Annotated in this window: 18 protein-coding genes; 6 read left to right on the forward strand and 12 right to left on the reverse strand. The window is 60.4% G+C overall.

The genetic code is table 11. The features are described 5' to 3' along the window. The first annotated feature begins 31 nt into the window (after positions 1-31). On the forward strand, positions 32-415 hold the full coding sequence (locus tag KP808_RS25540) for a hypothetical protein (RefSeq protein WP_057402014.1): 384 nt from the start codon (positions 32-34) through the stop codon (positions 413-415). Between the two features lie 5 nt (positions 416-420). Here KP808_RS25540 and KP808_RS25545 read toward each other — a convergent pair whose 3' ends face one another. Together KP808_RS25545 and KP808_RS25550 are read right to left on the reverse strand one after the other, a co-directional pair. Then, entirely contained in the window at positions 421-1,647 is a 1,227-nt protein-coding gene (locus KP808_RS25545; protein ID WP_004666611.1) for an N-acetylmuramoyl-L-alanine amidase, read from the reverse strand. Between the two features lie 199 nt (positions 1,648-1,846). After that, complete coding sequence (locus KP808_RS25550; RefSeq protein ID WP_002555930.1) at positions 1,847-2,368, reverse strand: DUF3617 domain-containing protein; 522 nt, start codon at positions 2,366-2,368, stop codon at positions 1,847-1,849. Between the two features lie 169 nt (positions 2,369-2,537). Between KP808_RS25550 and cls the strand changes: the two genes are divergently transcribed. Continuing rightward, positions 2,538-3,977 carry a cardiolipin synthase gene (gene cls, locus KP808_RS25555; protein WP_058407644.1) on the forward strand — a complete coding sequence of 480 codons (1,440 nt, stop codon included), beginning with the start codon at positions 2,538-2,540 and terminating at the stop codon, positions 3,975-3,977. A 105-nt stretch (positions 3,978-4,082) separates the two neighbouring features. After that, the gene (locus KP808_RS25560) at positions 4,083-4,550 is read left to right on the forward strand and encodes a YhfG family protein (protein ID WP_223282449.1); all 468 of its coding nucleotides are present in this window, start codon (positions 4,083-4,085) and stop codon (positions 4,548-4,550) included. Between the two features lie 222 nt (positions 4,551-4,772). Here KP808_RS25560 and cfaB read toward each other — a convergent pair whose 3' ends face one another. The 5 genes from cfaB to hflK (KP808_RS25585) all read right to left on the reverse strand — a co-directional run bounded on the left by cfaB (position 4,773) and on the right by hflK (KP808_RS25585) (position 12,206). Further along, positions 4,773-5,960, reverse strand: coding sequence for a C17 cyclopropane fatty acid synthase CfaB (gene cfaB / locus KP808_RS25565; RefSeq protein ID WP_058402518.1), 1,188 nt, complete (start codon positions 5,958-5,960; stop codon positions 4,773-4,775). Positions 5,961-6,230: 270 nt separating this feature from the next. Next, positions 6,231-8,147: a cation-translocating P-type ATPase gene (locus KP808_RS25570; RefSeq protein WP_230017180.1), complete on the reverse strand. Its 1,917-nt coding sequence runs from the start codon at positions 8,145-8,147 to the stop codon at positions 6,231-6,233. Beyond that, positions 8,144-9,214 carry a protease modulator HflK gene (hflK, locus tag KP808_RS25575; RefSeq protein ID WP_044320970.1) on the reverse strand — a complete coding sequence of 357 codons (1,071 nt, stop codon included), beginning with the start codon at positions 9,212-9,214 and terminating at the stop codon, positions 8,144-8,146. The genes KP808_RS25570 and hflK (KP808_RS25575) overlap by 4 nt, the downstream gene beginning before the upstream one ends. Continuing rightward, on the reverse strand, positions 9,211-10,248 hold the full coding sequence (gene hflC, locus KP808_RS25580) for a protease modulator HflC (protein ID WP_002555935.1): 1,038 nt from the start codon (positions 10,246-10,248) through the stop codon (positions 9,211-9,213). The genes hflK (KP808_RS25575) and hflC overlap by 4 nt, the downstream gene beginning before the upstream one ends. A gap of 11 nt (positions 10,249-10,259) precedes the next feature. Then, positions 10,260-12,206 carry a protease modulator HflK gene (gene hflK, locus KP808_RS25585; RefSeq protein ID WP_230017181.1) on the reverse strand — a complete coding sequence of 649 codons (1,947 nt, stop codon included), beginning with the start codon at positions 12,204-12,206 and terminating at the stop codon, positions 10,260-10,262. Between the two features lie 574 nt (positions 12,207-12,780). Here hflK (KP808_RS25585) and KP808_RS25590 point away from each other — a divergent pair. The 3 genes from KP808_RS25590 to KP808_RS25600 all read left to right on the forward strand — a co-directional run bounded on the left by KP808_RS25590 (position 12,781) and on the right by KP808_RS25600 (position 18,010). Further along, entirely contained in the window at positions 12,781-14,400 is a 1,620-nt protein-coding gene (locus KP808_RS25590; protein ID WP_230017182.1) for a glucan biosynthesis protein D, read from the forward strand. 361 nt (positions 14,401-14,761) lie between these two features. Next, positions 14,762-16,045: a hypothetical protein gene (locus tag KP808_RS25595; RefSeq protein WP_230017183.1), complete on the forward strand. Its 1,284-nt coding sequence runs from the start codon at positions 14,762-14,764 to the stop codon at positions 16,043-16,045. Positions 16,046-16,126: 81 nt separating this feature from the next. After that, entirely contained in the window at positions 16,127-18,010 is a 1,884-nt protein-coding gene (locus KP808_RS25600; RefSeq protein WP_230017184.1) for an acyltransferase family protein, read from the forward strand. Between the two features lie 99 nt (positions 18,011-18,109). Here the strand turns inward: KP808_RS25600 and KP808_RS25605 are convergent, their stop codons facing one another. From KP808_RS25605 to KP808_RS26285, 5 genes are all read right to left on the reverse strand, one after another. Then, positions 18,110-18,748: a response regulator transcription factor gene (locus KP808_RS25605; RefSeq protein ID WP_005744911.1), complete on the reverse strand. Its 639-nt coding sequence runs from the start codon at positions 18,746-18,748 to the stop codon at positions 18,110-18,112. Beyond that, on the reverse strand, positions 18,748-19,815 hold the full coding sequence (locus KP808_RS25610; RefSeq protein WP_058402546.1) for a sensor histidine kinase: 1,068 nt from the start codon (positions 19,813-19,815) through the stop codon (positions 18,748-18,750). Before KP808_RS25610 ends, KP808_RS25605 begins: the two co-directional genes overlap by 1 nt. A gap of 49 nt (positions 19,816-19,864) precedes the next feature. After that, positions 19,865-21,169 (reverse strand): ABC transporter ATP-binding protein, encoded by a 1,305-nt coding sequence (locus KP808_RS25615; protein WP_029241027.1) that lies wholly within the window; start codon positions 21,167-21,169, stop codon positions 19,865-19,867. Between the two features lie 20 nt (positions 21,170-21,189). Continuing rightward, positions 21,190-22,944: an ABC transporter permease gene (locus tag KP808_RS25620; RefSeq protein WP_230017185.1), complete on the reverse strand. Its 1,755-nt coding sequence runs from the start codon at positions 22,942-22,944 to the stop codon at positions 21,190-21,192. Between the two features lie 700 nt (positions 22,945-23,644). Next, on the reverse strand, positions 23,645-24,508 hold the full coding sequence (locus KP808_RS26285; protein ID WP_371875246.1) for a methyl-accepting chemotaxis protein: 864 nt from the start codon (positions 24,506-24,508) through the stop codon (positions 23,645-23,647). Positions 24,509-24,543: the final 35 nt, after the last annotated feature.

Raw genomic sequence — 24,543 nt, forward strand, 5'->3', positions numbered from 1 at the left:
TAATAGCTACGGCGTTGGTGAAGGGATCTTCATGAGACGGGTTTCAACAGGTTTGGTGGCGATGTTGATCAGCGCACACTTGATGGCAGCACCACCCAGGCCTTCTGCCGACCTCGCCACTTGTACGCGTAGCGCGACGGTGCTGGCGTGCAGCGATGCCCAAGGCAATAGCTACAGCGTGACCACAGCCGGATCGACGACCTGGTTGAAGGGTTACGAGGTACTCGACAAGCGTCGCTGGGCGCAGACCAACAGTCGCTATGGCCAGCTGACGTTTTTTACCGGGCTGGCTTCCAATGGCGAAGCCTGGGTAGGCACTGTCCAGCGCGTGGGCTGGACAACAATCACGCGGGTGTCCAGCTCAAGCGGCACGCGTAGCAAGATCACCTGCAGCCGGCTGAACGGCTGCCGTTGACCTGATCAGACCTGCTGTTCCTGCTTCTGCGCTTGCAGCCAGGCCATGTGCGAATCCACTGGCGGGTTGCGCTGGAAATAGCGCTGCAGGCCATCGAACAAACCGTCTGCAACGGCCTGTTGGTGGCGCGCAGTGACCAGACGCTGACTGTCACGGCTATTGGAGATAAACCCGGTTTCGACCAGAATCGACGGTACGTCCGGTGATTTGAGAACGGCGAACCCGGCCTGCTCCACGCGCTTCTGATGCAGCGTGGTAATGCCTTCCAGACTGCCCAGAACGGTGTGGCCCAGTTGCAGACTGGCTGCAATGGTAGCGTTCATCGACATGTCGAGAATCACCCCGGCGAGCATCGGGTCCTTGTCCTTGAGGTTGAGCAGCGACGAGGCCCCCAACAGGTCGGCACCGTTTTCCCGCTGCGCCATGAAACGCGCCGTCGCCGAGGTTGCACCGCCTTCGGAAAGGGCAAACACCGAAGCACCAGAGGCTGTCAGACGAGGCGCTGCGTCAGCATGTACGGAGATGAACATGTCGGCGTTGGACTTGTGCGCGAACTCGACGCGCTTGCGCAGCGGCACGAAGAAGTCATCGTTGCGCACCAGACGCACGTCGAAACCCTTCTCGCGCTTCAGCCGTTTGGCCAGCAACTGCGCGATGGAAAGCACCACATCTTTTTCGCGTTCGCCCCGAGAACCTACAGCGCCCGGGTCCTTGCCGCCATGACCGGCATCGACCACCACCATGATGTCGCGCCCGGTGTGCGCCTTGTTGGTCTGGATCGGGACGGGCACCGGTGGCGGCAGTTCAGCCATCTGCACGGGCGCATGGGCCGTGGAACTCATGTCCAGCACCAGCCGGTGCCCCTGCCCGCCTTCCGGGCCGAGCAGAAAACTATTGAGCTGCACTGGCGCGGTCAGGTCCAGCACGATGCGCGTGTCGTCACCCTGGCCGTAGTGCCCGGAGCGAATGGATTTGATAACGGTACGGTCCAGCGCCAACTGACTGAAGTCGCCGGTCAGCCGCGACCCGCTGACATCGATGATCAGGCGGTCGGGGGCGGTAAGCGTGAAGGTTTTGTACTGCACCGGGCCGCTAAGGTCGAGCACCAGGCGCAGCTTGTCGTTGGTACGCCACAGGCGGGCGTTACGAATCTGTGTGGCATACGCACCCAACGGCAACGTCAGGGCCGCGCTGGCCAGCAGCATGTTGAGCAACACTTGGCGTCGGTGCATGGAACGTCTCAAAGAGCAAATTGAGCATCCCGGCTCACGAAGGGTTCATCCAGATCATTAGTAACAATATAACATGCAGTTACGAACGAAAGATGAAGCCCTTCATGAAGATTCCGTCATCTGGCGCGCCGCCAACGCGACAAAAAATCACCGCCTTCAAACAGAGTGTTCCACGTGGAACATAACTATCTGAATTTGATCAGGTACGCGGCGCGACATTGCCGCATTGCGGCCCCAGCCAAACAGCGCGAGTGTCCATGCTGCCATTCTGTTGCTGACCGGTGGCGTTGAAAGTACCCACCACGTTCGTGGTGAACTCACGATCACTTAGAAACTGAGCCTGCCCGGTGCCCTGAGCTTTCGGGCAGCTAAACTGAAAATTCCAGGTCTTGCCGTTTCGCGCGGTAATTTTTTGCGTGCATCCGGAAGCCGGATCAGTCAGCGGGATGTTGTCCGACTGTACCTGAGCCTGTGTCAGGCAGGCCCTAACGCCCTTGCCGCCGAGCGACACGCCCTGCTTCTTCATCATCTGTTCCATCATGGCGCGCTGCTCAGGCGGCAGATTCTGCAATTGGCCCAGCATCAATTGCATGTCCGGCAATTGCTGTCCGTCCACCTTCATATTGCTAGAAGTCAGTTCCCACAAACCTGGTTGCAGCATCTGCGCTTGAGCCAGAGGGGTAGCCAGGCAAAACATCCAGGCCAATATGCGTTTGTTCATTTCAAGATTCCTGATGGACGATTGCAGATGTAAACGGGGCCGGAATCATCCAGCCGGAAGATAAGCCTTAGACGGCACAGACATCGCCCAGTTGCATGGGTAATAAAATAGCGACATTCCCGTTCAGCTGTGGTCTGTTAGGCAGCAAAGACGAGGAGCATTGTTCCACATGGATTATCACGACCCGTACTTTTTCGGTTATGTCCTCGGCTTCATTCATTTGCTGGGCACAGGCGCCGCCATTCACGCGCTGCTGACGGTGCGCACCTCTCAAGGTGCTATTGCCTGGGCGATGCCGCTGGTATTCATTCCTTATTTCACCCTGCTGCCTTATCTGGTGTTCGGCAGAAGCTCGTTCGACGCGTACATCAAGGCCCGTCGCCAGGCCAACCAGGAAATGCGCATTGCGATTGGCAGCCTCAACTGGCGGCCGTGGATCGAGGAAGCCGTAGCAGCACGTCGCTCGGATGCCTATGCAGCGCTGCGCGCCATGCCCAAGTTGGGAAACATGCCCGCACTGGCCAACAACAAGGTCAGGCTCTTGATCAATGGTGAGGAAACCTTCGGAGCGATCTTCAAAGCCATCCGTGAGGCGAAAAAGACAATCCTGATTCAGTTCTTCATCATTCATGACGACAACCTCGGTCGCCAGTTGCAAACACTGCTGCTGGAAAAAGCCGCCGAGGGCGTAGGCATCTTTGTCCTTTATGACCGGATCGGTAGCCACGCATTGCCGGGGGCTTACATCGACAAATTGCGCGACGGTGGCGTACAGATAAAAGCCTTTGCCACACGTGGCGGCTGGCTGAATCGCTTTCAGATCAACTTCCGCAACCACCGCAAGATCGTCGTCGTCGATGGCCTGAAAGGCTATATGGGCGGGCATAACGTCGGTGATGAATACATGGGACTGAAGCCGCCCCTGGCTCCCTGGCGCGATACCCATGTAGAAGTCATCGGCCCGGTGGTCGCCTGCCTGCAAGAGTCGTTCGCCGAAGACTGGTTCTGGGCCACCCGCGAGCTGCCACCACTGAGCCTGCCTGATGAATTTCCCGAGGATGGTGTGCTCTGCCAGTTGCTGACCAGTGGCCCGGCCGATGCGCAGGAAACCTGCTCGCTGTTCTTCGTCGAAGCCATCCACGCTGCCGAAGAGCGCGTATGGATCACCAGCCCTTACTTCATACCTGACGAAGCCGTGACCGCTGCGCTGACCCTGGCGGTACTGCGCGGGGTGGATGTGCGCCTGCTGCTGCCCTCACGGCCTGATCATTATGTGGTCTATGCCGCCTCCAGCCTGTATGCCTTCGATGCCGTGCGTGCCGGCGTGCGGGTATTCCGTTACGAACCGGGCTTCCTGCACCAGAAGGTCGTGCTGGTCGACAACGACATTACAGCCATAGGCAGCGCAAACCTCGACAACCGCTCGTTCCGCCTCAACTTCGAACTGATGCTACTGACGGTCGACAGCGACTTCTCCAGCCAGGTGGAATCCATGCTCACTGCCGACTTCAACCTCGCCCGCGAAATATCCTTGCAGGAAAGCCACGAAACGCGGCGCCTGCATCAACTGGGTATGCGCGTGGCGCGACTGATTTCGCCGATTCTGTGAAGATTAAGGTGTACTACATTGTTGCACCTCAAGGATTGGATAACCCATGAGTTTTCACTAGAATTTTGATAACCACGCGCATTGATGGATTTTACGAGGCTCAAGATGAAAGCGTCACTGCAGCAGGTGTTACAGGCTGATCGAATAGACGACCTGCAAAAGCTAGGAACATTTATTGAAGTGAAGAGAGGCATCGAAACTCAGCTGATGTTGAAGCTCGGGGTCAATGGCTGGGTAGCGTTATTCTCGAAACTGAATGTTCTGAAAACCGCGCTCTTGGCGAGTAAGACCTCCGTCCACATGGCCGCCCATGAAAACACCTTCAGAGAAGCCAAACGCAAACTCTCAAAAAGCCTGGGTTTTCAAATAACGGCACACAATCAAGCAGAGCTCGACCGGCTGATACAAACATGCTCACTGTATGTTCTCGGTCGTACGGTCGACCCGCATGAGCGTTTTGAAGAGAACAAACACAGAAATTTCATTAGCAGTTCGAAACTGGAAGGAATCCACATACCCTCCACCGACGAGAAAACGTCTTTGGAAATGATACTGGCCAAACACAGAAGATGATCAATGGACAGATACGAGAGCTCGATTGGGCAACCGTCAGTCAGGAGGAATGGGTCAGGGCCAATATTGATGGCGTCAACGTGAACTATGGCCCCATGAAAGACATATTCGAGCGCATCGTAACCCTCTGCTAATCGGCCTGCCGAGCACGAAAGCCGCCTTGGGTGCTCAAGACCCTTAAGACTCTCAGAGTATCCCGGCCTCGGCGTTCGTAACTAAAGCTCATCCATAAATATCCTCCCGCGTCAGCGGCAACCCGGTCTTGCCGTCGGCAAAGGGTTTCACGGCGAGTATCTGGTGCAGGTTGATCCAGCCCTTGGCGAATCCATAGGCGCAGCCCGCCAGGTACAGACGCCAGATGCGCAGGGTATGTTCGGGCACGATACGGGCGGCTTCACCGAGCCTGGCTTCAAGCCGCGCGCTCCAGTGTTCCAGCGTTCTGGCGTAGTGCGGGCGCAGGCTTTCCACGTCGACTACTTCCAGACCGGCTTCGCTGATATGGGCGCTGATCATGGCCAGGTGCGGCAGCTCGCCGTTGGGGAATACATAGCGGTCGATGAACTCCCCGGCACCACGTCCTACAGGACGTCCGTCCGTATGCCGGGCGGTGATCCCGTGATTCATGACCAGGCCGCCCTCCTTCACCGCACCGAACAGGCATTGCGCGTACAACGGCAAGTTAGCGTGCCCTACGTGCTCGAACATACCGACGCTGACCACCTTGTCGAAGCGCGCATCCTGCGGCAGGTCGCGGTAGTCGAGCAGTTGCAGGTCGACCTTGTCCTGCAAGCCCTCGGCCTGCACTCGTTGACGGGCCAGCGTCAGTTGTTGCTCGCTGAGCGTGATGCCGAACACCTTCGCGCCATATTCACGGGCAGCAAACCGCGCCAGTCCGCCCCAGCCGCACCCCACATCCAGCAGATACTCACCTGGCTTGAGCCGTAACTTGCGGCACAGGTGGTGGAATTTGTCCTGCTGCGCCTGCTCGAGGGATTCATCACCCGTCTTGAAGTACGCGCAGGAGTAAACCATCTCTCTGTCGAGCCAGAGCTGGTAGAAGTCGTTGGATACGTCGTAATGGTAGGCAATCGACGCGGCGTCAGTGTCCTTGTCGTGCTGGACGCGGATCGGGTTGTCGGCGCTGTCATCATCGTCCACAAGGGCATGAGTCAGTTCATCGCAAACCCGGACAACTTCGCTGATCGAACCTTCCAGCTCCAGCCGCCCCTCTACGAAGGCACTGCCAAGCAAGCCCAGGCTGGGGTGGTTGAAATCGGAGACCAGTTGCGGGTCCTTGACCACTATGGTGACGCTGGGCGCAGGCCCCAGGTCCATCTGATGGCCGTCCCAGAGCTTGAGCCGTAACGGCAGATGAAGGTTCTGCAAGGTCGTTGGAAGTTGTGTAAGCATTCAAAATCACCCCCTTATCCAGAAACTCAAAAAGAGTAATCCAGCAAGGGCCCCGCAAAAGGGCCCGCAAAGGCTATTGGCGACGGCAAATTGCGATGAATCAACTTCGGGGAACAGCCCTGTGCCCACTGATTCGAGCCGAAAGACAGCCTGAATTTGGATCACGCACTGAAACACAGCGCTTAATTTGTAACAGAATTCGTCAAAGCTCAAGCCGTTTTAAAGCGCTGATCAGCGCCGCTGGCCTGAGCCTTGTCGTTCACCAAATGCCTATAGCTTCAGCAATGGCTCCTGAAAGCGCAGCAGACGTCCGGCATTGCCCAACACCAACAAGGTGCTTAGATTGTGCAGGATAGCCGCGACCATCGCGCCGAGCAGACCAAACGCGGCCAGCGCAACGATGGCCAGCGTCCAGCCCAGACCGATGATCACGTTGACCTGTAAGGTCTGACGGCACTGACGGCTGAGCCGCACACAGGTGCCCAGACGACGCAGATCGCTGCCGATCAGCACGATATCGGCGGAAGCCAGCGCAATGTCTGCCCCGCCCGCCCCCATCGCGACGCCGACAACGCCTGCCTTGAGAGCCAGCGAATCGTTGACCCCGTCACCGACCACCATCGGCCGGAAGCCACTGGCGATCTCGCCCATGACACGGTTCAGTTTGTCCTCCGGCAATGCCTGCGCCTGAACGTCTGCTATGCCGATATCGTGTGCCAGGTTGTCGGCCACGCTTTGTCGGTCGCCGGTCAACAGCAACTGCCGTCCCATGCCCAGTTCACGTAATTCAAACAGCGCAGCCTGGGCTTCAGGCTTGACGCTGTCGGCCAGTAGCAGCCAGGCCAGGAAAACACCATCCAGCGACAACCCGGCCAGCGGGCCGTCATGTGCAGGTACGCCGGGCGTGACAATGCCCAGCTGTTCGAACAATTCCGGACGACCCAGCGCTGCCTCGCCCTGCCCGGTCGACGCCACCACACCCAGTCCCTGCCGCTCACGGGTGTCCAGCAACGGCAGCAGCCGAGTGTTATCCACAAGCCCGGCCAATGCACGGCTGACCGGGTGACTGCTGGCCGACCCCAGGCTGGCCGCCAGCTCCAGCAATTGCGGATGCTGCGGCCCTTCAGCCTGCACCGACTGCAAGCGCAGTCGGCCATAGGTCAGGGTGCCGGTTTTATCCACAACCAGTGAGTTCAGGTCCGCCAGTTCTTCGAGAAACGCCGAACTGCGGATCAAAATACCGTGCCGCGCGGCGACTGCGATACCGGCGATGGCCGTGGCCGGAGCCGAAAGCACCAGTGCGCAGGGACAGGCAGCCACCAGCACCGCCAGCATCGCCTGGGCATCCTGAGTGATAAACCAGGTCAGCGCCGCGATCAGCAAGACCAGCACCATGTAACTGCCTGCGTAGCGCTCCAGCAGTCGTGTGATCGGCGGCTTGGAGCGCTCCGCGCTCTGCATCAGCGCGATGACCTTGCCCAGCGTGGACTCATCGCCGATGCGGGTCACTTCGATACGCAGCAGCCCGTCCAGGTTGATCGCCCCACCAAACACTTCGACGCCGATACTGGCTTCCAGCGGCACCGACTCGCCGGTAATCGATGAAGTGTCCAGACTGGCCTGCCCGGAAAGAACCCGACCATCGGCCGGGACGCGGTCACCCGCACGCACTTCAACCTGATCGCCAGCCTTGAGCGTTGCGTTGTCGACCTCGCGAATATTGCCATCAGGCCCCAGCAAACGTGCCTGGCTGCGGGTCAGACGACCCAGCGCTTCGATGGCCTCCTGCGAGCCGATCACGCTGCGCTCTTCCAGCACATGGCCGAAGATCATGATGATCGGCAGCAAGGCGGCAGTCATCAGATCGCCGGTGGCCCAGGCACCAAGCATCGCCAGCGCGATCAACTGGTCGGTGATGCCGTGCAGGCTTGGATGCCGCAGGCTGTGCCAACCGGCGCTGATCACAGGTATCGCCACCAGCAGCGAGGCAGCGCCCAACAGCAACTGGCTGACACCTGCCTGTTCCGGAGCGACAAAACGCCAGACCAGACCCAATGCCAGCAGACCCAGCGCCAGCATCGCGAGGGTCAACTGCCGGGCTGCGCTACGCTGCTCTGCGTTGCTCAGCAGGCTGCCATCCGCTTGCGGTTTGATGGCGTGATGGGTGTGAACGGCTTCGCCACTCATTGCGGTGCTCCCTGAATGATCAGGCGGGAATCGTCTTTGGGATCGACGGTGGTGACCGAACCTGCCTGATGCAGAATGCCCGGCACACGTTCACGGTAAAGGCGCTGCATGAGGCCGGGATCGCTGCGGTTCTCGGCAGATTGCGTCAGGCTGACGACGGTCGCGGTGGCTGCTTGTGCCTTGGCCAGGCGCTCGGAAGCTTGTGCGTGCGCCACTTGCAGGGTCCGATCAGCGTGTTGATTGGCGGTCTGGGTCAGTTTTTCTGCATCCGTACGTGCGTTGGCCACGGCCTGGTCAGCCTGCTGACTGGCCGTCAGCACGGCATTGAAAGCATTGACCGCCGACGTCGGCAGGCTCGACTGCACATCCACCCGAGCGACTTCGACGCCGATGCCCATCCCGGTCGCGTTGAGCTCAGCCAGGCGTTGATTGATGCCGCGCACCAGATCGCCGCGCAGCCGCTCACGACGCTCTGCCGCCTGACTGTCAGCGCCGATCAGCTCGGGGCGGGCAACCAGAATGGTGTCCAGGTCTCGCGCGGCAGTCAGCGCCACGGCGCTGCGATTGACCAGTCGGTCCAGCGCGGGCAATACATGATCGCCCTGCAATACGAAGGCGTTGGGGTCAGTCACTTTGTAGAACACGGTGACGTCCAGCTGCACCACACCGGCATCACCGGTCAGCAGAAAACCAGAACCTGCCAGAGCATCGCTCATCGGCGCCGACAGGGTCGCGATTTCATCGGCTTTGAGTGCCGCAGGCGAACGCAGCAGGGTTTCCACCCGTCGCTCGATCACCCGATCAGCCGACGGCAGCAACACCACCTGCTCGAACGGCTGCGGCCAGGCGGTCAGCAATCCTGCGTTCTGCACCCGCTCGAGCGCGCCGAAGCGCATGACCACGGCACGGTTCTGCGGATCGATCTGGCGCACGTTGGACGTCGCCCAGGCAAGCGCCGCCAGCAGGGTCACGCCATACAGCCCGATGAACGCCAGTCGGCTCGCCTGCAACCAGGGGCTGTTGGCAGGCGGTCGTTGCGTTACGGGCTCGTCGACCGGTTGGCTCATGGCTGCGTTCCGCTCTTGCCGTCCAGCGTTGGCGGGCCATCGACCAGCACGCGGAATGGCGCGGCGTCGGTGCGCAGTATAAGGCGAGTACCCGGCGTCACGATGGTGCCCAGAGTGTCCAGCGAGCGCAGCAGGTTGTAGAGCTGCGGCGACCCTGCATAGGCGCGGCCATAGATCTGCGCGGCTTCAACACGGGACTGCGCTTCGATATCGGCCGCCTTGACCGTGGCATCGGCCTCGACAATGCGCGCGTCGCGTTCGGCTGCCGAGCGAATCTGCGCCGCTTCACGCTTGCCCACGGCGGTCCGCTCGGTGGCGATGGTCTCGCGTTCGGCGCGCATGCGATCCACGGTGGCGTTGAGCGTCACCGACGGCAGGGTCAGTCGTTCGACGCCTACCTGCAGAACACGAACGCCATAGGTCGCCAGCAGTTGCTGATCGATCTGCTGGCGCAGCTGATTTTCGAACGCGGTGATATTCACCTTGTTGGCGTCGGTGTTCACCAGGCTGGACAGGTCGAAACTGCTCGCGGTGGTTTCCAGCGCCGAGCCGACAAAGGTGCGGATCTGCCGCGCTGCTTCGTCGGGCTGGTTTTGTACCGCGCGCATGAAGCGCTGCACGTTGTCGGCATCGCCCTGTACCTGCCACGCCACATAGGCCTGAACGATGATGCGCAAGCCGTCACGGGTGCCGACATCCTGCAAACCGCTGGACGTGGTACGCAGGCGCAGATCCACCGGAATGGTCGCTTCGAACGGTGCGGGCCAGCGCCAGTTAAGGCCCGGGTCGAGCAGAACGCGGGAAGGATTGCCGAAGCGGGTGACGACGGTCGCTTCACCCGAGCGCACCTGCACCAGGCTCGCCGCCGCAATCGCGAAGGCGATCAGCACCGCCGCCAGGCTTGCCCGTCGCCAGGGGAACGCTGCCGGACCGGTCGCGCCATGATGATGGTGATGATGGCCGTGGCCGCCATGACCGTGACTGTCATGGCTATCGTGGTCGGCGTGATCGTGATGATGATGAAACAGACTCAAGGGACGACTCCTTACTGAACGGCTTTACGCGGCGCCGCTGGGTCTGCCGGTGGGGTGAAGGTACGCAGGTCGATGGTCGGCGCGTTGTCGCCGCCCAGACGGTGGTCGAGTATCAGCAGCTTGGCATTGCCCAGGCCTTCGGTCAGTTGCGCCAGGTACTGTTCCAGCAAAAACGCCTGCCCTGCCTTGGCGTAGGCCTGGCGCTCGGCACTGAAGCGCAGGTCCGCGCCTTGCGCTGTGGCCAGAACTTCACGGGCTGCAGCGCTGGCCTGATCTCGGGCAACGCTGGCATTGAGCTGCGCCTGGTTGGCCTTGTCACTGGCCGCGCCGCGTTCGCGGGAGATCAGCGCCTGTGCGCCGATCTGCGCAGCCTGCACAGCATGATAGGCATTGGCAGCACCCGCTGGCGGGTGGATGGCTTCGACTACCGTGGCGAGCAGTTCAACGCCGCTGTCCAGTCGCTGCAAGTCAGCCTGCACGGCTTTGCCGATGTCATCGGCCAGCCCGCTGCGCTGTTCGCCGAGCAGCTCGTCCAGCGTGCGCGAGGCAAAGTCATGCACCAGCACGCGGCTGGCCGTGCTGCGGATCAGAGAAGGAATATCGGCGCTGTTATAGGTCGAGGCCATCGCCGCGGCATCTGTCAGGCCGATGCGGTAGACGAACCGCACATCCATATTGACGATCTGAAAGCTCTGCTTATCGCCGGCACTGCTGGCAATGACCTGGGATTTTTCGTTGATATGGCTGGCATCCCACAGTCGGTTAGCGCTGCCCGGCGGCGGCCCTTCGGCCGGGTCCAGCGTCTGCTCGGCCGCGTCGGCCGCAGAAACACTGGTCGCCAGCTCATGTACCACGCCGTTTTCAACCGCCAGGACCCGGCCGAACGGCCAAGGCAAACCGACATGCAGACCCGGTCCGAAGACTTCGACCGGCTTGCCGAACCGCTCATAAATACCTCGCCCCTGCATCGGAATTTCATGCACGCCGCTCAGCGCCCAGCCCAGCGCTGCAACCACCGCCAGCACCGGCAAAAAGGCGCGGCGCATGTAGGTAAAGGCCCAGATCTGGCGCAGGTCAATGCCAAAGCGGTTGTGCAGCTCATGCTGCAAGGCGAGCAAAGGCCGCGGCGGCCAACGCAACAGGTCAGCGATGAAACTGGCGGCCAGCAGGCGCGGTTCGAGACGCGGAGTGCGCGGGCTGAACACCGACAACACAGCCCGCAACAGAAATTCAAGCGCCACACCCAATGGCAGCAGGCCGATCAACACAGCCAGCCGTGCAGGCCAGACGCGATCAGCACTGGAGAAGAACAGGCACAACGCGCCGACCAACAGAACGATAAGCGTCATGCGCACCAGCTGCGCCAGCGCCCCGGCCTCTGGCGACTGGCCTTCGGGCTCGCTGCTCAATTGCCGTTCGATGACCAAGAGCCCGAACGCCAACAGCAACAGGATGCTGCCCGCCAGACTGCCTGAAGTGGAAAGGTCGGAACCGGACAACGCCAGGTTCCAGAAGGCGCGGATGACGATCAACGCCAGCACTGCCCACCCGGCAAGCCACAGGGTCGAGCTGCCGATGTGCCGAATCAGCGACTCGCCCGAATCGCTCAGCCGGGTAAGCAGGCGCTCATACCAGCCGGTTTCATCGAGTGCTTGCGCCGTTGCGGGAGAGTCTGCGGCAACAGGTGCAGCCAACGCGCGGGCACGCCACACCGCGACATGCCTGGCCGACTGCAAGCCCGCGGCGAGCAGTATCAGCGCCGCCGACGCATTGCCCAGCACGGCCATCCACAATGAACCTGGGGAAAACAGATCGATGGACAGGGCCAGCAGCAGCCCGAACGCGCCCACCCCACCACTCACATACATCAGTCGCCCGAGACGCCGAACCTGCTGCACCGCCATTTGAAAACGCGGCAGGCCTTCGAGGCCATCGTGCTCACCCAAATCAACCCGCATCACTACCCCGGCACCCGCTGATTATTGCCCTGTGGAGAGCCGTGTATCGGCATCCATTAATGCAGCTGCATCATAGCGTTACGATATAACACGCAGAGTGAAACTTTCGTCAGGACTATTGCCTGAACGAATGCGATATAGCGGTAAATAATCGGGCTGGATATCGTGCCTATGCTCCGCGTCGGCATGCGGTACTGGACGCTCAGCCTGCGTCAGACTGACATTTGCTCAGTCTGCGACCCGGCAAAATGGTTGCTGAATATTGCGCGCATATTCGGGCGCTCTGCGCCAACGCGCCCTATCGCCCTGACCGGCGCTGCGTACTCACCTTGCTCGCAAGCCTTGCGCCAAGCGGTGCCGAGCACATTCAACCCACCACAACAGGCCTGAAAAACGCCCATTCCTGCCATCTGGATGCCGCTTCCATTGAGCACGATCGGTGATTTTTTTTGACTGATTTCCGAACGGGATCTCGTCTTTGTTATCTGTTGTGGGTAGTTTGCGTTCGGCAAGGAGTCGTTGGCGCGCCATTTTTTGTGCAGGACGCACAGAATTACTCAGAGGCTTCACCCTTATGAATCGCAGAAATCTCCTGAAAGCGTCCATGGCGTTGGCCGCTTACGGCAGCGTGTCGGCCTCAGGGCTTTATGCTGCGCGAGCACTGGCCGCCGCAGCCGATGGCGAGATCGAACACTTCGATTTTGCAGAGCTGCAAGCCCATGCCAAGAAGCTCGCAGGCAAAGGCTATGTGAGCAACAAGCAAGTGCTGCCACCCGTCCTGGCAAATATGACGCCGCTGCAATTCAATGCCATTCGCTACGACCCGAACCACTCACTGTGGAAAGACGTCCACGGTCAGCTCGACGTGCATTTCTTCCACGTCGGCATGGGTTTCAAGACGCCGGTGCGCATGTACAGCGTCGACCCGCAGAACAAGCAGGCGCGTGAAGTGCATTTCCGCCATGACCTGTTCAATTACGAAAGCAGCGGCATCGACAAGAATCTGGTCAAGGGCGATCTGGGCTTTGCCGGCTTCAAGTTGTTCAAGGCACCCGAAATCGCCATCAACGACGTTGTTTCGTTCCTCGGTGCCAGCTATTTCCGGGCCGTGGACAGCAACAAGCAATACGGTTTGTCGGCCCGCGGCCTGGCCATCGACAGTTACGCCAAGCGCCAGGAAGAATTCCCCGACTTCACCAAGTTCTGGTTTGAAACGCCAGACAAGAACGCCACACGCTTTGTGGTTTACGCACTGCTCGACTCGCCCAGTGCAACCGGCGCCTACCGCTTCGACATCGACTGTCAGGCTGGCCAGGTGGTCATGGAAATCGACGCGCACATCAATGCCCGTACCGATATCCAGCAACTGGGCATTTCGCCGATGACCAGCATGTTCAGTTGCGGCACTCACGAGCGCCGCATGTGCGACACCATCCACCCGCAAATTCACGATTCGGATCGCCTGTCCATGTGGCGCGGCAACGGTGAGTGGATCTGCCGTCCGCTGAACAACCCGGCCAAACCGCAGTTCAGCGCGTTCGCCGACACCGACCCGAAAGGTTTCGGGCTGGTGCAGAGCGATCACGAGTTTTCCAGCTATCAGGACACCGTAGTCTGGTACAGCCGCCGTCCGAGCCTGTGGGTCGAGCCGATCACCGCGTGGGGCGAAGGCGAGGTCAGCCTGCTGGAGCTGCCGACCACGGGTGAAACGATGGACAACATCGTGGTGTTCTGGACACCGAAGACGCCGGTCAAGGCCGGGGATTCGATGAACTATGGCTACAAGTTGTTCTGGAGTCCGCTGCCACCTGTGAGCACGCCACTGGCGCAGGTCCACGCCACTCGTTCAGGCATGGGCGGCTTCCTCGAAGGCTGGGCACCGGGCGAGCATTACCCGAAAACCTGGGCGCGCCGTTTTGCCGTGGACTTCAACGGCGGCGGCCTGGATCGCTTGCCGGAAGGCACCGGGATCGAGCCTATCGTCACGGTCACACATGGCAAGGTGCAGGACTTCAACATCCTCGTGCTGCCGGACATCAAGGGCTACCGAGTTACCTTCGACTGGGTACCGGACAGCGACTCGGTCGAGCCGGTTGAAATGCGCATGTTCATCCGCACCGCCGACCGGACGCTGAGCGAAACGTGGATGTACCAGTACTTCCCGCCAGCACCGGACAGACGCAAGTACCCGTAATCCGCAGCTGGATGACGCAGAGCGTCACGAAAGGCATTCCCACGCGGAGCGTGAGGAACGATCGGTGTCTGGGGGATCGCCCGCCAAAACACTATCGTGCCCACGCTCCAGCGTGGGCACGCCGTTCTGGACGCTCCGCGTCCAATCCCGGGCACAAAGTGCAGCGCATACCCCTTAATCCTGACTAATTAATTGACAGTTGCCCGAACTGCGACTGATATACGTGTTGTCACGCCGTTGCGAGCGTTCGCTCCAGACCTTTCATCTCCCAAAGCCTTCCTGTGTCGACACGTGCCCGTGATCGTCGGGCGGTAGCTTTGTCTGCGCAATTCCCCTGACGCATATCCAGAAGGCAGCCAGCATGGCGTTGACTACTGCGAACAGCGCCGACGCCAGGTCGTCGGTGATGTCCTTTGATAAATCCACGGTGGTAGTGTGGGTCGCCATCAGCCTGATTCTGGTCGAGACCTTCTCTGGAGCCTTGCGCTTCTACTTCGATCAGGCAGGCATCAGCCCGCTGCTCTATCTGCCCAAAGCTGCCTGCATCCTGTTGTTTGTGCTTGAGCTATGCACCTTCAAGGCGGGACGGTTGTTCTGGGCATTCATGATGGTGTGGCTGATTTCCGGGCTGCTGGCCATGCTGCATCGCGCCAGCGTCCACAACCTGGCGTTCAGTCTGTTCGCCCTGAGCCCGCTGGTGTTCGGCCTGGTGTGCAGCAAGCACCTGCTCTACCGCCGCACGCTGTTGTACCGCGCCACCGGCTTTTGCCTGCTGGCCTCACTGCTGGGTATTGCTCTGGACAAGTACACCTCGGTGCCCTGGAAGGGCTACAGCTACAGCGTCGGTGAAACCGAACTGAGCGCCAACACCACATGGAGCGCGGACGAGGTAGACCGCATTGCCGGTTTCGCCAGAGTGTCCAACGTGCTGTCGATCATGATCGCCTTCTACACGCTGTACCTGATCATTTTCGTGCGCTCACGCCTGATGATGATGTTGCTCAGTGCCGTGGCGCTTTACGCCATCGTGCTGACCACCAGCAAAGCGCCAGCCGCGGCATTCGCCCTGACCCTCATTCTGCTGTTGCTGCGGCGAATGAGCTGGACCTGCCGGACGCTTTGCATCGTGGTGGTAGGCATCGGCCTGCTGCTACCGACTCTGGGGCTGATTGTGAGCCCCGATGCCTATGCGGTGAGTAGCGGCGGCTCTCTGGCCTCGCTGTATGACCGGATGATCAATACCTGGCCCAACCTGATCAATGCCATGAGCCGCGAAGGCTGGATGATCAGCGGCGCGGGCTTCGGCATGGTCGGCAGCACAATGGGGCTGTTTCCAGTCGAAGGTGCCGGCGTATTTCTCGGCATGGACAGCTCGGCGCTGTATCTGTGGGCGATGCTGGGCGTGCTCGGCCTGCTGCTGTATGCGCTACAGATTCCGCTGTTGCTCCGACTGATCGATGATCAGACCCGCATCGGCCACATGCTGCTGGCGATCAGCTTCTGCTGGTGCCTGATCAGCTGGACCACCGACATGTTCGAGGTCGCTGTCGCCAATCTGTTTATAGGCGTGGCCATTGGTCATGTGATTGCCAGCAGACAATCCGCTGCAAGCCATGCGCTCAGGCTGCCCTCCACTGACCGCTGACGGACCGCCAGATCATTTACCGGCCGCTGCGCTGCACAGTGCCACTCTCCCTCACGATCATCCACCGGATGGCTTTCTCAAATGGACTTCAGAAAAGACATCAATGGGCTGCGCGCCATCGCGGTGGCTGCGGTGCTGCTCTTTCACTTTCAGCCCGCCTGGATGCCTGGCGGTTTCGCTGGGGTGGACGTGTTTTTCGTGATCTCGGGGTATCTGATTACCGGAATCATCCTGCGCGGCTTGAGGAGCGGCAAATTCAGGCTGGCAACGTTCTACACGTCGCGGGCCAGACGCATCGTCCCGGCCCTCGCGGTGCTGTGTCTTGCCTTGCTGCTGCTGGGCTGGTTCTCTTTGCTGCCGCTGGACTACAGCGCGTTGGGCACCCATGTGGCAAACAGCCTGGGGTTTGTTTCCAATTTTGTCTATTGGCGCGAGGCCGGTTATTTCACCGCCAGCGCTCATGAGAAATGGCTGCTGCACAGCTGGTCGCTGTCGGTGGAGTGGCAGTTTTACCTGCTGTACCCGATTGCACTGTTGCTCCTCAGTCGCTTTGTCGCGCTGCACAACCTGCGCTGGTGGGTGCTGGGCGCAAGTCTGGCGGGCTTTGTGCTTTGTGTATTTGCCTCGTCCCGATGGCCGGAAGCTGCGTTTTACCTGCTGCCGACCCGTGCCTGGGAGTTGCTCGCGGGTGGCGTGGCCTGCCTGTTCCCGCTGCAACTCAGGCCCCTGCAGCAGCGAGTTCTGGAACAGGTCGGACTGGCGCTGATCGTCGCCGGTTTCTGTCTGCTGTCCGTGCAGGACACATGGCCCGGGTATCTGGTGCTGATGCCGGTGCTGGGGACTTTCGCGGTGATCGCGGCGGCCCGCAATGATTCGCTGCTGACCTGCAACCCGCTGTTTCAATGGACAGGCAAACTGTCGTACTCGTTGTACCTGTGGCACTGGCCGGTGGTGGTGTGGATGAACTACACCGGTTTGCTGGGCGAGACCCGCACGGTGCTATTGGGCATCGGCGTGGCCCTGACACTGGGGCTGATTTCATGGCGACTGATCGAGCAGCCCGCCAGCACACATCAACCTGGGCAGCGCCGAAAATTTGCCATGCCCGCCGCACTGGTCGTTCTGGTGTTCGCGGCCGGGGCGCTAGTGGGTGCGACGCGGGGCGTGGTATCGCCACTTCGCCCGATCAGTGTTTCGGACAAGGCGCATTTCATCCAGGAATACGTCGATCGACAGCACAACCTGTACGAGCCCTACTGGCTGAAATGTGACGCCTTTTCCGCCCTGACCCAGCGTGGCCAGTCGGGCATCGACGAGGCCTGCACGCGCAAACAGGGGCCGGGCGGAGTGTTCTTGTGGGGCGACTCTCACGCCCAGGCGTTGTCACTCGGGCTGCGTACCTTGCTGACACGCACGACCCCCTTCTATCAGGTGGCCTCGGCCAGTTGCGTTCCCGACCTGAATGACCACGAGGGACGCACGTCAGCGACCAGCAAGGCCTGCGACTACTCCAACAGGACTGCCCTGCAGAGCATCGACAGGCTGCGTCCGGACATCGTGGTCATCGCGCAGAAGGATGGCCACAACAAGACCGACTGGAAGCGGATTGCGACCCGACTCAAGGGCTTTGGCGTGAAACATATAGTGCTGATCGGTCCGATGCCGTCGTGGAGCCCATCGCTGCCCAGTGTCATCGTCAACCGTCATTGGGGGCTGAGCGAGTCGTATATCCGCGATCCGGCGCTGGATCAAAGCGTCATGCGGGTGGATCAGGCAACCCGCGCGCTGGCTGTATCGGCAGGCATCCAGTTTGTGTCGCTGATCGACAAGCTGTGCATCGCCGATGCCTGCCGGGTACGCCTGGAAAACAGCCGCTCATTGCTGCAGATCGACTCGGGACACTTGAGCGCAGAGGGTTCGTTGTACGTGGTGCGCAACTACGTATTGCCACAACTGGTGAATTAATCGAGCACGCAGCGCGGCGCAGAGTTGTGACGCGGAGCCTCACGCAAGGCAGTCAAACGCGGAAGCGCAAGGAACGACAGGTGTGCGGGCGTGGGTTAATCAACGGAGCTCTTTGAGCCGCTCGGCAAACTTGACCAGGTCAGCGAGCGAGTCGGCTTCCATCTTGCGCATGACCGAGCCACGCCGGACCTTGACGGTGATTTCACTCACGTTCAGGCGGGCTGCAATCTGTTTGTTGAGCAAGCCACTGACGACCAGTTCCATCACCTGCTGTTCGCCATGATTCAGGCTGGCGTGACGGCGCTGCAGTTCGGCTTCGACGGCTGAGTTGCGGCGACGGCTGCGGTCTCGCTCAAGCCCCTGCTGAAGCGCGTCCAGCAAGTCCTGGTCACGGAAGGGTTTGGTCAGAAACTCCACCGCACCGGCCTTCATCGCCCGCACGGACATGGGAATGTCGCCATGCCCGGTGATGAAAATGACCGGCAGAAAAATCCCCGACCTGGCCATGTGCTCCTGAAAATCCAGGCCACTCATGCCGGGCATGCGAATGTCCAGAATCAGACAGCCCGGCGCATCAGGACGAGGGGTGTCCAGAAACTCGCGGGTCGAGCCGAACAACATGCTGCGCAAGCCAACTGAAGCCAGCAGGTCTTCCAGCGAAGAACGCACCGAGAGGTCGTCATCGATGACAAAGATGACCGGCTCTTCGGCCTGCGGTGCAGTAGCGGCTGTGTTCATCAGGTTTCCATTTTTCCAGTGGGCAGAGTGAAATGAAACGTGGCCCCGGCTGACGGGTTGGGCGTCACCCAGATTCGTCCGCCATGCGCTTCGATGATAGACCGACTGATCGCCAGCCCAATTCCCATGCCTTCCTCTTTGGTGGTGTAGAAAGCGTCGAAAAGCCGATCGGCTGCTTCCGGCTGAATACCTACACCGCTGTCGCTGACAGTGAACTCGATTTCCCCGCCTCCGCGCCACTCGGCCCGCACGTCCAGTTGCGCCTGCTCCGGTTCGACTTTCCTCATCGCGTCCATGCCGTTGAGCATCAGGTTCAGCAGCACTTGCTGGATCTGCACACGGTCAGCCAGCAGCGGTGGCATTCCCTCCGGCACGTCAACCGACAGTGTGACGCCCTGCCCGTCTATCTCGCTGTGCGCCAGCGCAACGATCTCGGCCACCGTGTCCGCCACACTTATCCACTCTTTGTGCGTCGACGAGCGCTTCGCCAGGGCCCGCACTCGCACGATGATATCTCCGGCGCGATTGGCATCACCGATCATGCGCTCGACTGCCTGACGGGCCTTTTCCAGATTGACCGGCTCGGTGGCCAGCCAGCGCTGACAGGCGTTACCGCTGATGACAATCGCCGACAGCGGCTGATTCACCTCATGGGCAATGGACGCAGCAAGCTCACCCAACTGATTGACCCGTGCGATGTGCGCCAGCTGCGAGCGCGCTTCATGAACCGTGCGGATGGCCCGCGCCATACGCAGCGCCAGCCAGGTGGTCATGGCGATGGCGGCCAGGCTGATGACGCAGTTGATCAACCCGGACGCCTCGCTGCCTCTGGAGGTGGTCATTTCGTAACTGACCACCGTCAGCAGCATGCACACCGCCGCCACGACGATCACGCCCCTGACCGGTAAAAGCCTGACCGCCAGCAACACCACCGCGATCTGGAACACCCCCACGGCGATCTCCAGATCGGTCAGGGTATCGGCAATCGCGATGACCAGCGCCAGCGCCAGCAAGGCGACCCACCTGACGGCCATCGCGGTCCTGCTACAGGATTCTGGCTCGTGCATCTGCACCCTCTCGCTCTTCAAAAGGCCTGCCGAGTATGTCGTACAAACCTCAGGACGGGTTATCCAGACTGAACTGATCGGCCAGCTCATCATAAGCGAACAGTTCGGCGTAGCGCCCCCATTGCGTAACGACATTCAGGGTCTGCATGGCATCGCTTTCCGACATGAAGTCTTCCAGTTGATCGCGAAAACGCCGTGCCGGTGCCGTGTGCGTGGGGCGATCATCCAGCACCCGCCGAATGTGCGCGACCAGCGGTACGAAGCTCAGCAGGTGCTGGGCAAACAGTTGCTTGCGCTCGTCGACATCCGCCAGCGCATAGCGATTGGCGGCAGGCAGCAAGCGAATATCACCGCCCTTGAGCTCTGCAAAACGCAGCAGTTGCAGGACCTCGGCAATCGGGAACAGCTCGTCGGCGTTGTAGTGCAGCGCGCTGGCCAGTTCCGGCAGGTCCGCTTTGAGGCTGTAGGGCGGCGCATGAATGGCTTCGATCAGCCCTGCCAGCGCATTGGTGGACACCTGCGGCAAAACCATGCCCAGCCCGGTGCCCGGAAACACGCCCTGACGTATTTCGCCTGCATCGTTGTCCTGGGTCATCAGCACGTAGATTTCTTCCACCAGCGCCCGGAAGATCGGGTCCTGGCGGTTGCGCGGCTGAGGCAGATCGACTTTTATCTCGCTGATCACCCGGCCAGGATTGGAGGAGAACAGTAGAATGCGATCGCACATCAGCACGGCTTCGGCAATGTTGTGCGTCACCATCAGGATCGATTTGATGGGCATGCGCCCTTCGCTCCACATATCCAGCAAGTCGGTGCGCAGGGTTTCGGCCGTCAGCACATCGAGCGCGGAAAACGGCTCGTCCATCAGCAGCACATCAGGGTCGATCACCAGCGCACGTGCCATGCCCACGCGCTGGCGCATGCCGCCGGAGAGCTCTTTGGGATAAGCGCTTTCAAAGCCGTCCAGACCGATCAGGTCGATGGCTGCCAACGCGCGCTTGCGACGCACGGCGGGTGGCACACGTTGCGCTTCAAGCCCGACTTCGACATTTTCCAGCACGGTCAGCCACGGGAACAGGGCAAAGCTCTGAAAAACCATGCCTACCGACATCGCCCGCCCCTGCACGCGACGAGGAAAATTCACTTCGCCTTCGGTGGGCACCACCAACCCCGCGATGGAGCGCAGCAGGGTGGACTTGCCCGAGCCGGAGCGACCCAGCAGGCCGACTATTTCGTTCTCATTGAGCGTCAGTGTCACGTCATCCAGCACCAGGCGCTCTTTGCTGCCTTTGCCGTACACATGTCGGACTTTCTGAACATCTACCAGGCAACGCGTTTCGACAGCCATCATGATGGCGCCCTCCTCAATCAAAATCACACAAGACTCAGACGCCGCTCGGCAAACCCGTACAGCGGACGCCACAGCAACCGGTTGAACGCGATGACGAAGATCGACATGACAACAATGCCCAACGCAACGCGCGGAAAGTCTCCCGCCTGAGTCGCGTTGGCGATGTAAGAACCCAGCCCTGCCGCTTCCAGATGCTGATCACCCCAGGACACCGCTTCAGCGACGATACTGGCGTTCCACGACCCACCCGATGCGGTCAGCGCCCCGGTGACGTAGTAGGGGAACACCCCCGGCAAGGCCACACGCCGCCACCACTGCCAGCCGCGCATGTTGAATATCGTGGCCGCTTCGCGCAGGTCAGTCGGCAAGGCGCTGGCCCCTGCGATCACGTTGAACAGGATGTACCACTGGGTGCCGAGCACCATCAGCGGCGAAAGCCAGATGTCCGGGTTCAGGTGCAGGCCGACAATCGCAATCACTGCAAAAGGAAACAGTACGTTGGCTGGAAAGGCCGCCATGAACTGCGCTATCGGCTGCAAGCGTTCAGCCCACACGGGGCGCAAGCCGATCCATACACCGACAGGCACCCAGATCAGGCTGGCGATGACGATCAGGACAATCACCCGCACCATTGTTGCCAGCCCCAATCCCAACGCGGTGACCAGGTCGCTCATGCCCAGCGATGTCTCGATGAACCTGAACAGGTAAACACTGCCGGTCAGGCAAGCGGCCATCACCAGGGCCAGCCACAGATAGTCGAGCAGCCGAACAACGCCAGGCGTGAGCTTTACGCTCCACAGCCGAGATACCACACGCCAGTCGATCAGCATCAGGCATTTGCACGGCGCAGCGAGGATCGAGCCCAGCATCGGTGCCACCCGCGAGCGGCCCAGCAGGCTGTACATCCAGGAACGCGGACGCTTTGACGACGCGGTTTGTTCGAAGCGAAACTTGTCCGCCCATGCCACGATCGGCCTGAACAACAATTGGTCATAGGCCAGGATCACCAGCGCCATTGCGCCCACCGCCCAGGCAATCGCAGCGAGGTTTTTCTGCTCGATGGCCAGCGCCAGCCACGAACCGATGCCGGGCAGATTGACCGTGGTGTCACCAACCGAAATGGCCTCGCAGGCGACCACAAAAAACCAGCCACCGGACATCGACATCATCATGTTCCACACCAGCCCCGGTACGGCGAACGGCAACTCCAGGCGGGTGAAACGCAGCAGTGGAGACAGTCCGAACTGCCGGGTGACTTCATTCAGGTCGCTCGGCACGGTACGCAGTGACTGATAGAAACTGAACGCGAGATTCCATGCCTGGCTGGTGAAGATGGCAAAAATCGCTGCGCATTCGACACCCATTTGCCGACCGGGGAACAGGCCCATGAAGAAGGTCACTGTGAACGTCAGAAACCCCAGTACCGGAACCGACTGAAGAATATCCAGCGCCGGGATAATCACTTGCTCGGCCTTACGGCTTTTGGCCGCCAGCGTGGCCACGACAAACGTGAAGACCAGCGAAGCCGCCAGCGCGATGAACATGCGCAGCGTGGTGCGCAATGCATATTCGGGCAGGCGCGCAGGGTCGAGGCTCATCGGGCTTGAGTTCAGCGCGGCAAGTGGCTGCATCATCTGGCCCACGCCATACAGCACCAGCGCAATAAACACGGCAATAACGACCAGGCAAATACCATCGGCCCAATAAGGAGTGCGCGCACCGGGTTTTACAAAACGGGGCGTGCGCAGGCTTTTACCGAATTCAAATATCGAATGCATTGTTCACCTCGAATCGGCTGTGCAGGCGCGTACCCGCCAGCGTTATAAGCAAACAGGCGGTCGGCGATAACAGAGAAAGGCCGTGAATTAATAGTTGCCGGACAGTGAGTAAAGCTTATCGAGTTTTGAACAACTGTTAAAACCTGCAAAAGTAGGTCATGTTTATCTGTGAGTATGAGCGATATATACCAACGTATAGTTATAGGACTAACGGGTATTCCGTTTGAATGTTCTGCGCCCGATCTTGAACAATCGGCGCGACGTAGATTTGTGACGCAGAGCGTCACCCACGGCATTCCCACGCTGGAGCGTGAGGAACGATAAGCTCAACTATCGTGCGACGCTCTGCGTCCGATCTCGATTCAGCGGCGCAGCGCAGATTTGTGACGCAGAGCGTCACCCACGGCATTCCCACGCTGGAGCGTGAGGAACGATAAGCTCAACTATCGTGCGACGCACTGCGTCCGGTCTCGATTCAGCGGCGCGGCGTAGATTTGTGACGCGGAGCGTCACCCACGGCATTCCTACGCTGGAGCGTGAGGAACGATAATCTAAGCTATCGTGCGACGCTCTGCGTCGCATGCCGTTCTGGACGCTCCGCGTCCTCTTTATCACTTCTGCGCTGGAGCGCAGGGAACGACAGGTGTCCGAAAGAACACCTCCCGCGCCCCGCACCGCAAGGGCATAAAAGTCCGCTGGCTCAGACGCGGAAGTGGCTGACCATCGTTTGCAACTGGCCTCCCAGACGCGCCAGTTCGACGCTGGAGGCTGCGGTTTCTTCGCTGGCTTCAGCGGTCTGCTCGGACACGTCGCGAACGTTGACGATGCTGCGGCTGATCTCGTCGGCCACCGAGCTTTGTTGCTCGGCGGCGGCTGCGATCTGCTGGTTCATCGCCTGGATGTTCGACACGGTCCGGGTGATGCTTTCCAGTGACGTACCGGCCCTGCGCGTCAACTCGACACTGCTGTCTGTCAGCGTGCGGCTGCCGAGCATGATGCCCGACACCTGACGCGTGCCATTCTGCAATGCCGCCACCAGGCCTTCGATCTCCTCGGTGGACTGCTGGGTCCGTTGCGCCAAGCCGCGAACTTCGTCGGCCACCACAGCAAAACCGCGACCGGCTTCCCCGGCACGCGCGGCTTCGATGGCTGCGTTGAGTGCCAGCAGGTTGGTCTGCTCGGCAACCGCCTTGATTACATCCATAACCTTGCCGATCTTGTCGCTTTCCTGCTCCAGCACATTCATTGCATCGGATGAGCGCACCACCTCGGCGGCCAGTCGCTCGATCTGCTGGATGGCTTCGCCGACGACCTTGTCACCGTCACGAGCCTGCTTGTCGGCATCGGAGGCAGCAACGGACGCCTGCTCGGCATTGCGTGCCACTTCGTGCACGGTGGCCGACATTTCATGCATGGCGGTCGCCACCTGATCGGTCTCGACCTTCTGGCTGTTGACCCCGGCGCTGGTCTGCTCGGTAACCGCCGACAGCTCTTCGGCAGCGCTGGCAATCTGCGTGACGCCGTCGCGAATACCGGAAATCAGCTCGCGCAGGGTTGTGCCCATGCGCTGGATGCCCTGCTGCAATACGCCCAGTTCGT

This window comes from Pseudomonas savastanoi (assembly GCF_020917325.1).
Taxonomy (GTDB): Bacteria; Pseudomonadota; Gammaproteobacteria; order Pseudomonadales; family Pseudomonadaceae; genus Aquipseudomonas; species Aquipseudomonas amygdali.

What these genes read in the sequence shown, in the direction of transcription:
- KP808_RS25540 (WP_057402014.1), top strand. Translation starts at nt 32, where the DNA reads ATGAGACGGGTTTCAACAGGTTTGGTGGCGATGTTGATCAGCGCACAC.
- KP808_RS25545 (WP_004666611.1), bottom strand. Translation starts at nt 1,647, where the DNA reads ATGCACCGACGCCAAGTGTTGCTCAACATGCTGCTGGCCAGCGCGGCC.
- KP808_RS25550 (WP_002555930.1), bottom strand. Translation starts at nt 2,368, where the DNA reads ATGAACAAACGCATATTGGCCTGGATGTTTTGCCTGGCTACCCCTCTG.
- cls (WP_058407644.1), top strand. Translation starts at nt 2,538, where the DNA reads ATGGATTATCACGACCCGTACTTTTTCGGTTATGTCCTCGGCTTCATT.
- KP808_RS25560 (WP_223282449.1), top strand. Translation starts at nt 4,083, where the DNA reads ATGAAAGCGTCACTGCAGCAGGTGTTACAGGCTGATCGAATAGACGAC.
- cfaB (WP_058402518.1), bottom strand. Translation starts at nt 5,960, where the DNA reads ATGCTTACACAACTTCCAACGACCTTGCAGAACCTTCATCTGCCGTTA.
- KP808_RS25570 (WP_230017180.1), bottom strand. Translation starts at nt 8,147, where the DNA reads ATGAGTGGCGAAGCCGTTCACACCCATCACGCCATCAAACCGCAAGCG.
- hflK (WP_044320970.1), bottom strand. Translation starts at nt 9,214, where the DNA reads ATGAGCCAACCGGTCGACGAGCCCGTAACGCAACGACCGCCTGCCAAC.
- hflK (WP_230017181.1), bottom strand. Translation starts at nt 12,206, where the DNA reads ATGCGGGTTGATTTGGGTGAGCACGATGGCCTCGAAGGCCTGCCGCGT.
- KP808_RS25590 (WP_230017182.1), top strand. Translation starts at nt 12,781, where the DNA reads ATGAATCGCAGAAATCTCCTGAAAGCGTCCATGGCGTTGGCCGCTTAC.
- KP808_RS25595 (WP_230017183.1), top strand. Translation starts at nt 14,762, where the DNA reads ATGGCGTTGACTACTGCGAACAGCGCCGACGCCAGGTCGTCGGTGATG.
- KP808_RS25600 (WP_230017184.1), top strand. Translation starts at nt 16,127, where the DNA reads ATGGACTTCAGAAAAGACATCAATGGGCTGCGCGCCATCGCGGTGGCT.
- KP808_RS25605 (WP_005744911.1), bottom strand. Translation starts at nt 18,748, where the DNA reads ATGAACACAGCCGCTACTGCACCGCAGGCCGAAGAGCCGGTCATCTTT.
- KP808_RS25610 (WP_058402546.1), bottom strand. Translation starts at nt 19,815, where the DNA reads ATGCACGAGCCAGAATCCTGTAGCAGGACCGCGATGGCCGTCAGGTGG.
- KP808_RS25620 (WP_230017185.1), bottom strand. Translation starts at nt 22,944, where the DNA reads ATGCATTCGATATTTGAATTCGGTAAAAGCCTGCGCACGCCCCGTTTT.
- KP808_RS26285 (WP_371875246.1), bottom strand. Translation starts at nt 24,508, where the DNA reads ATGGGCACAACCCTGCGCGAGCTGATTTCCGGTATTCGCGACGGCGTC.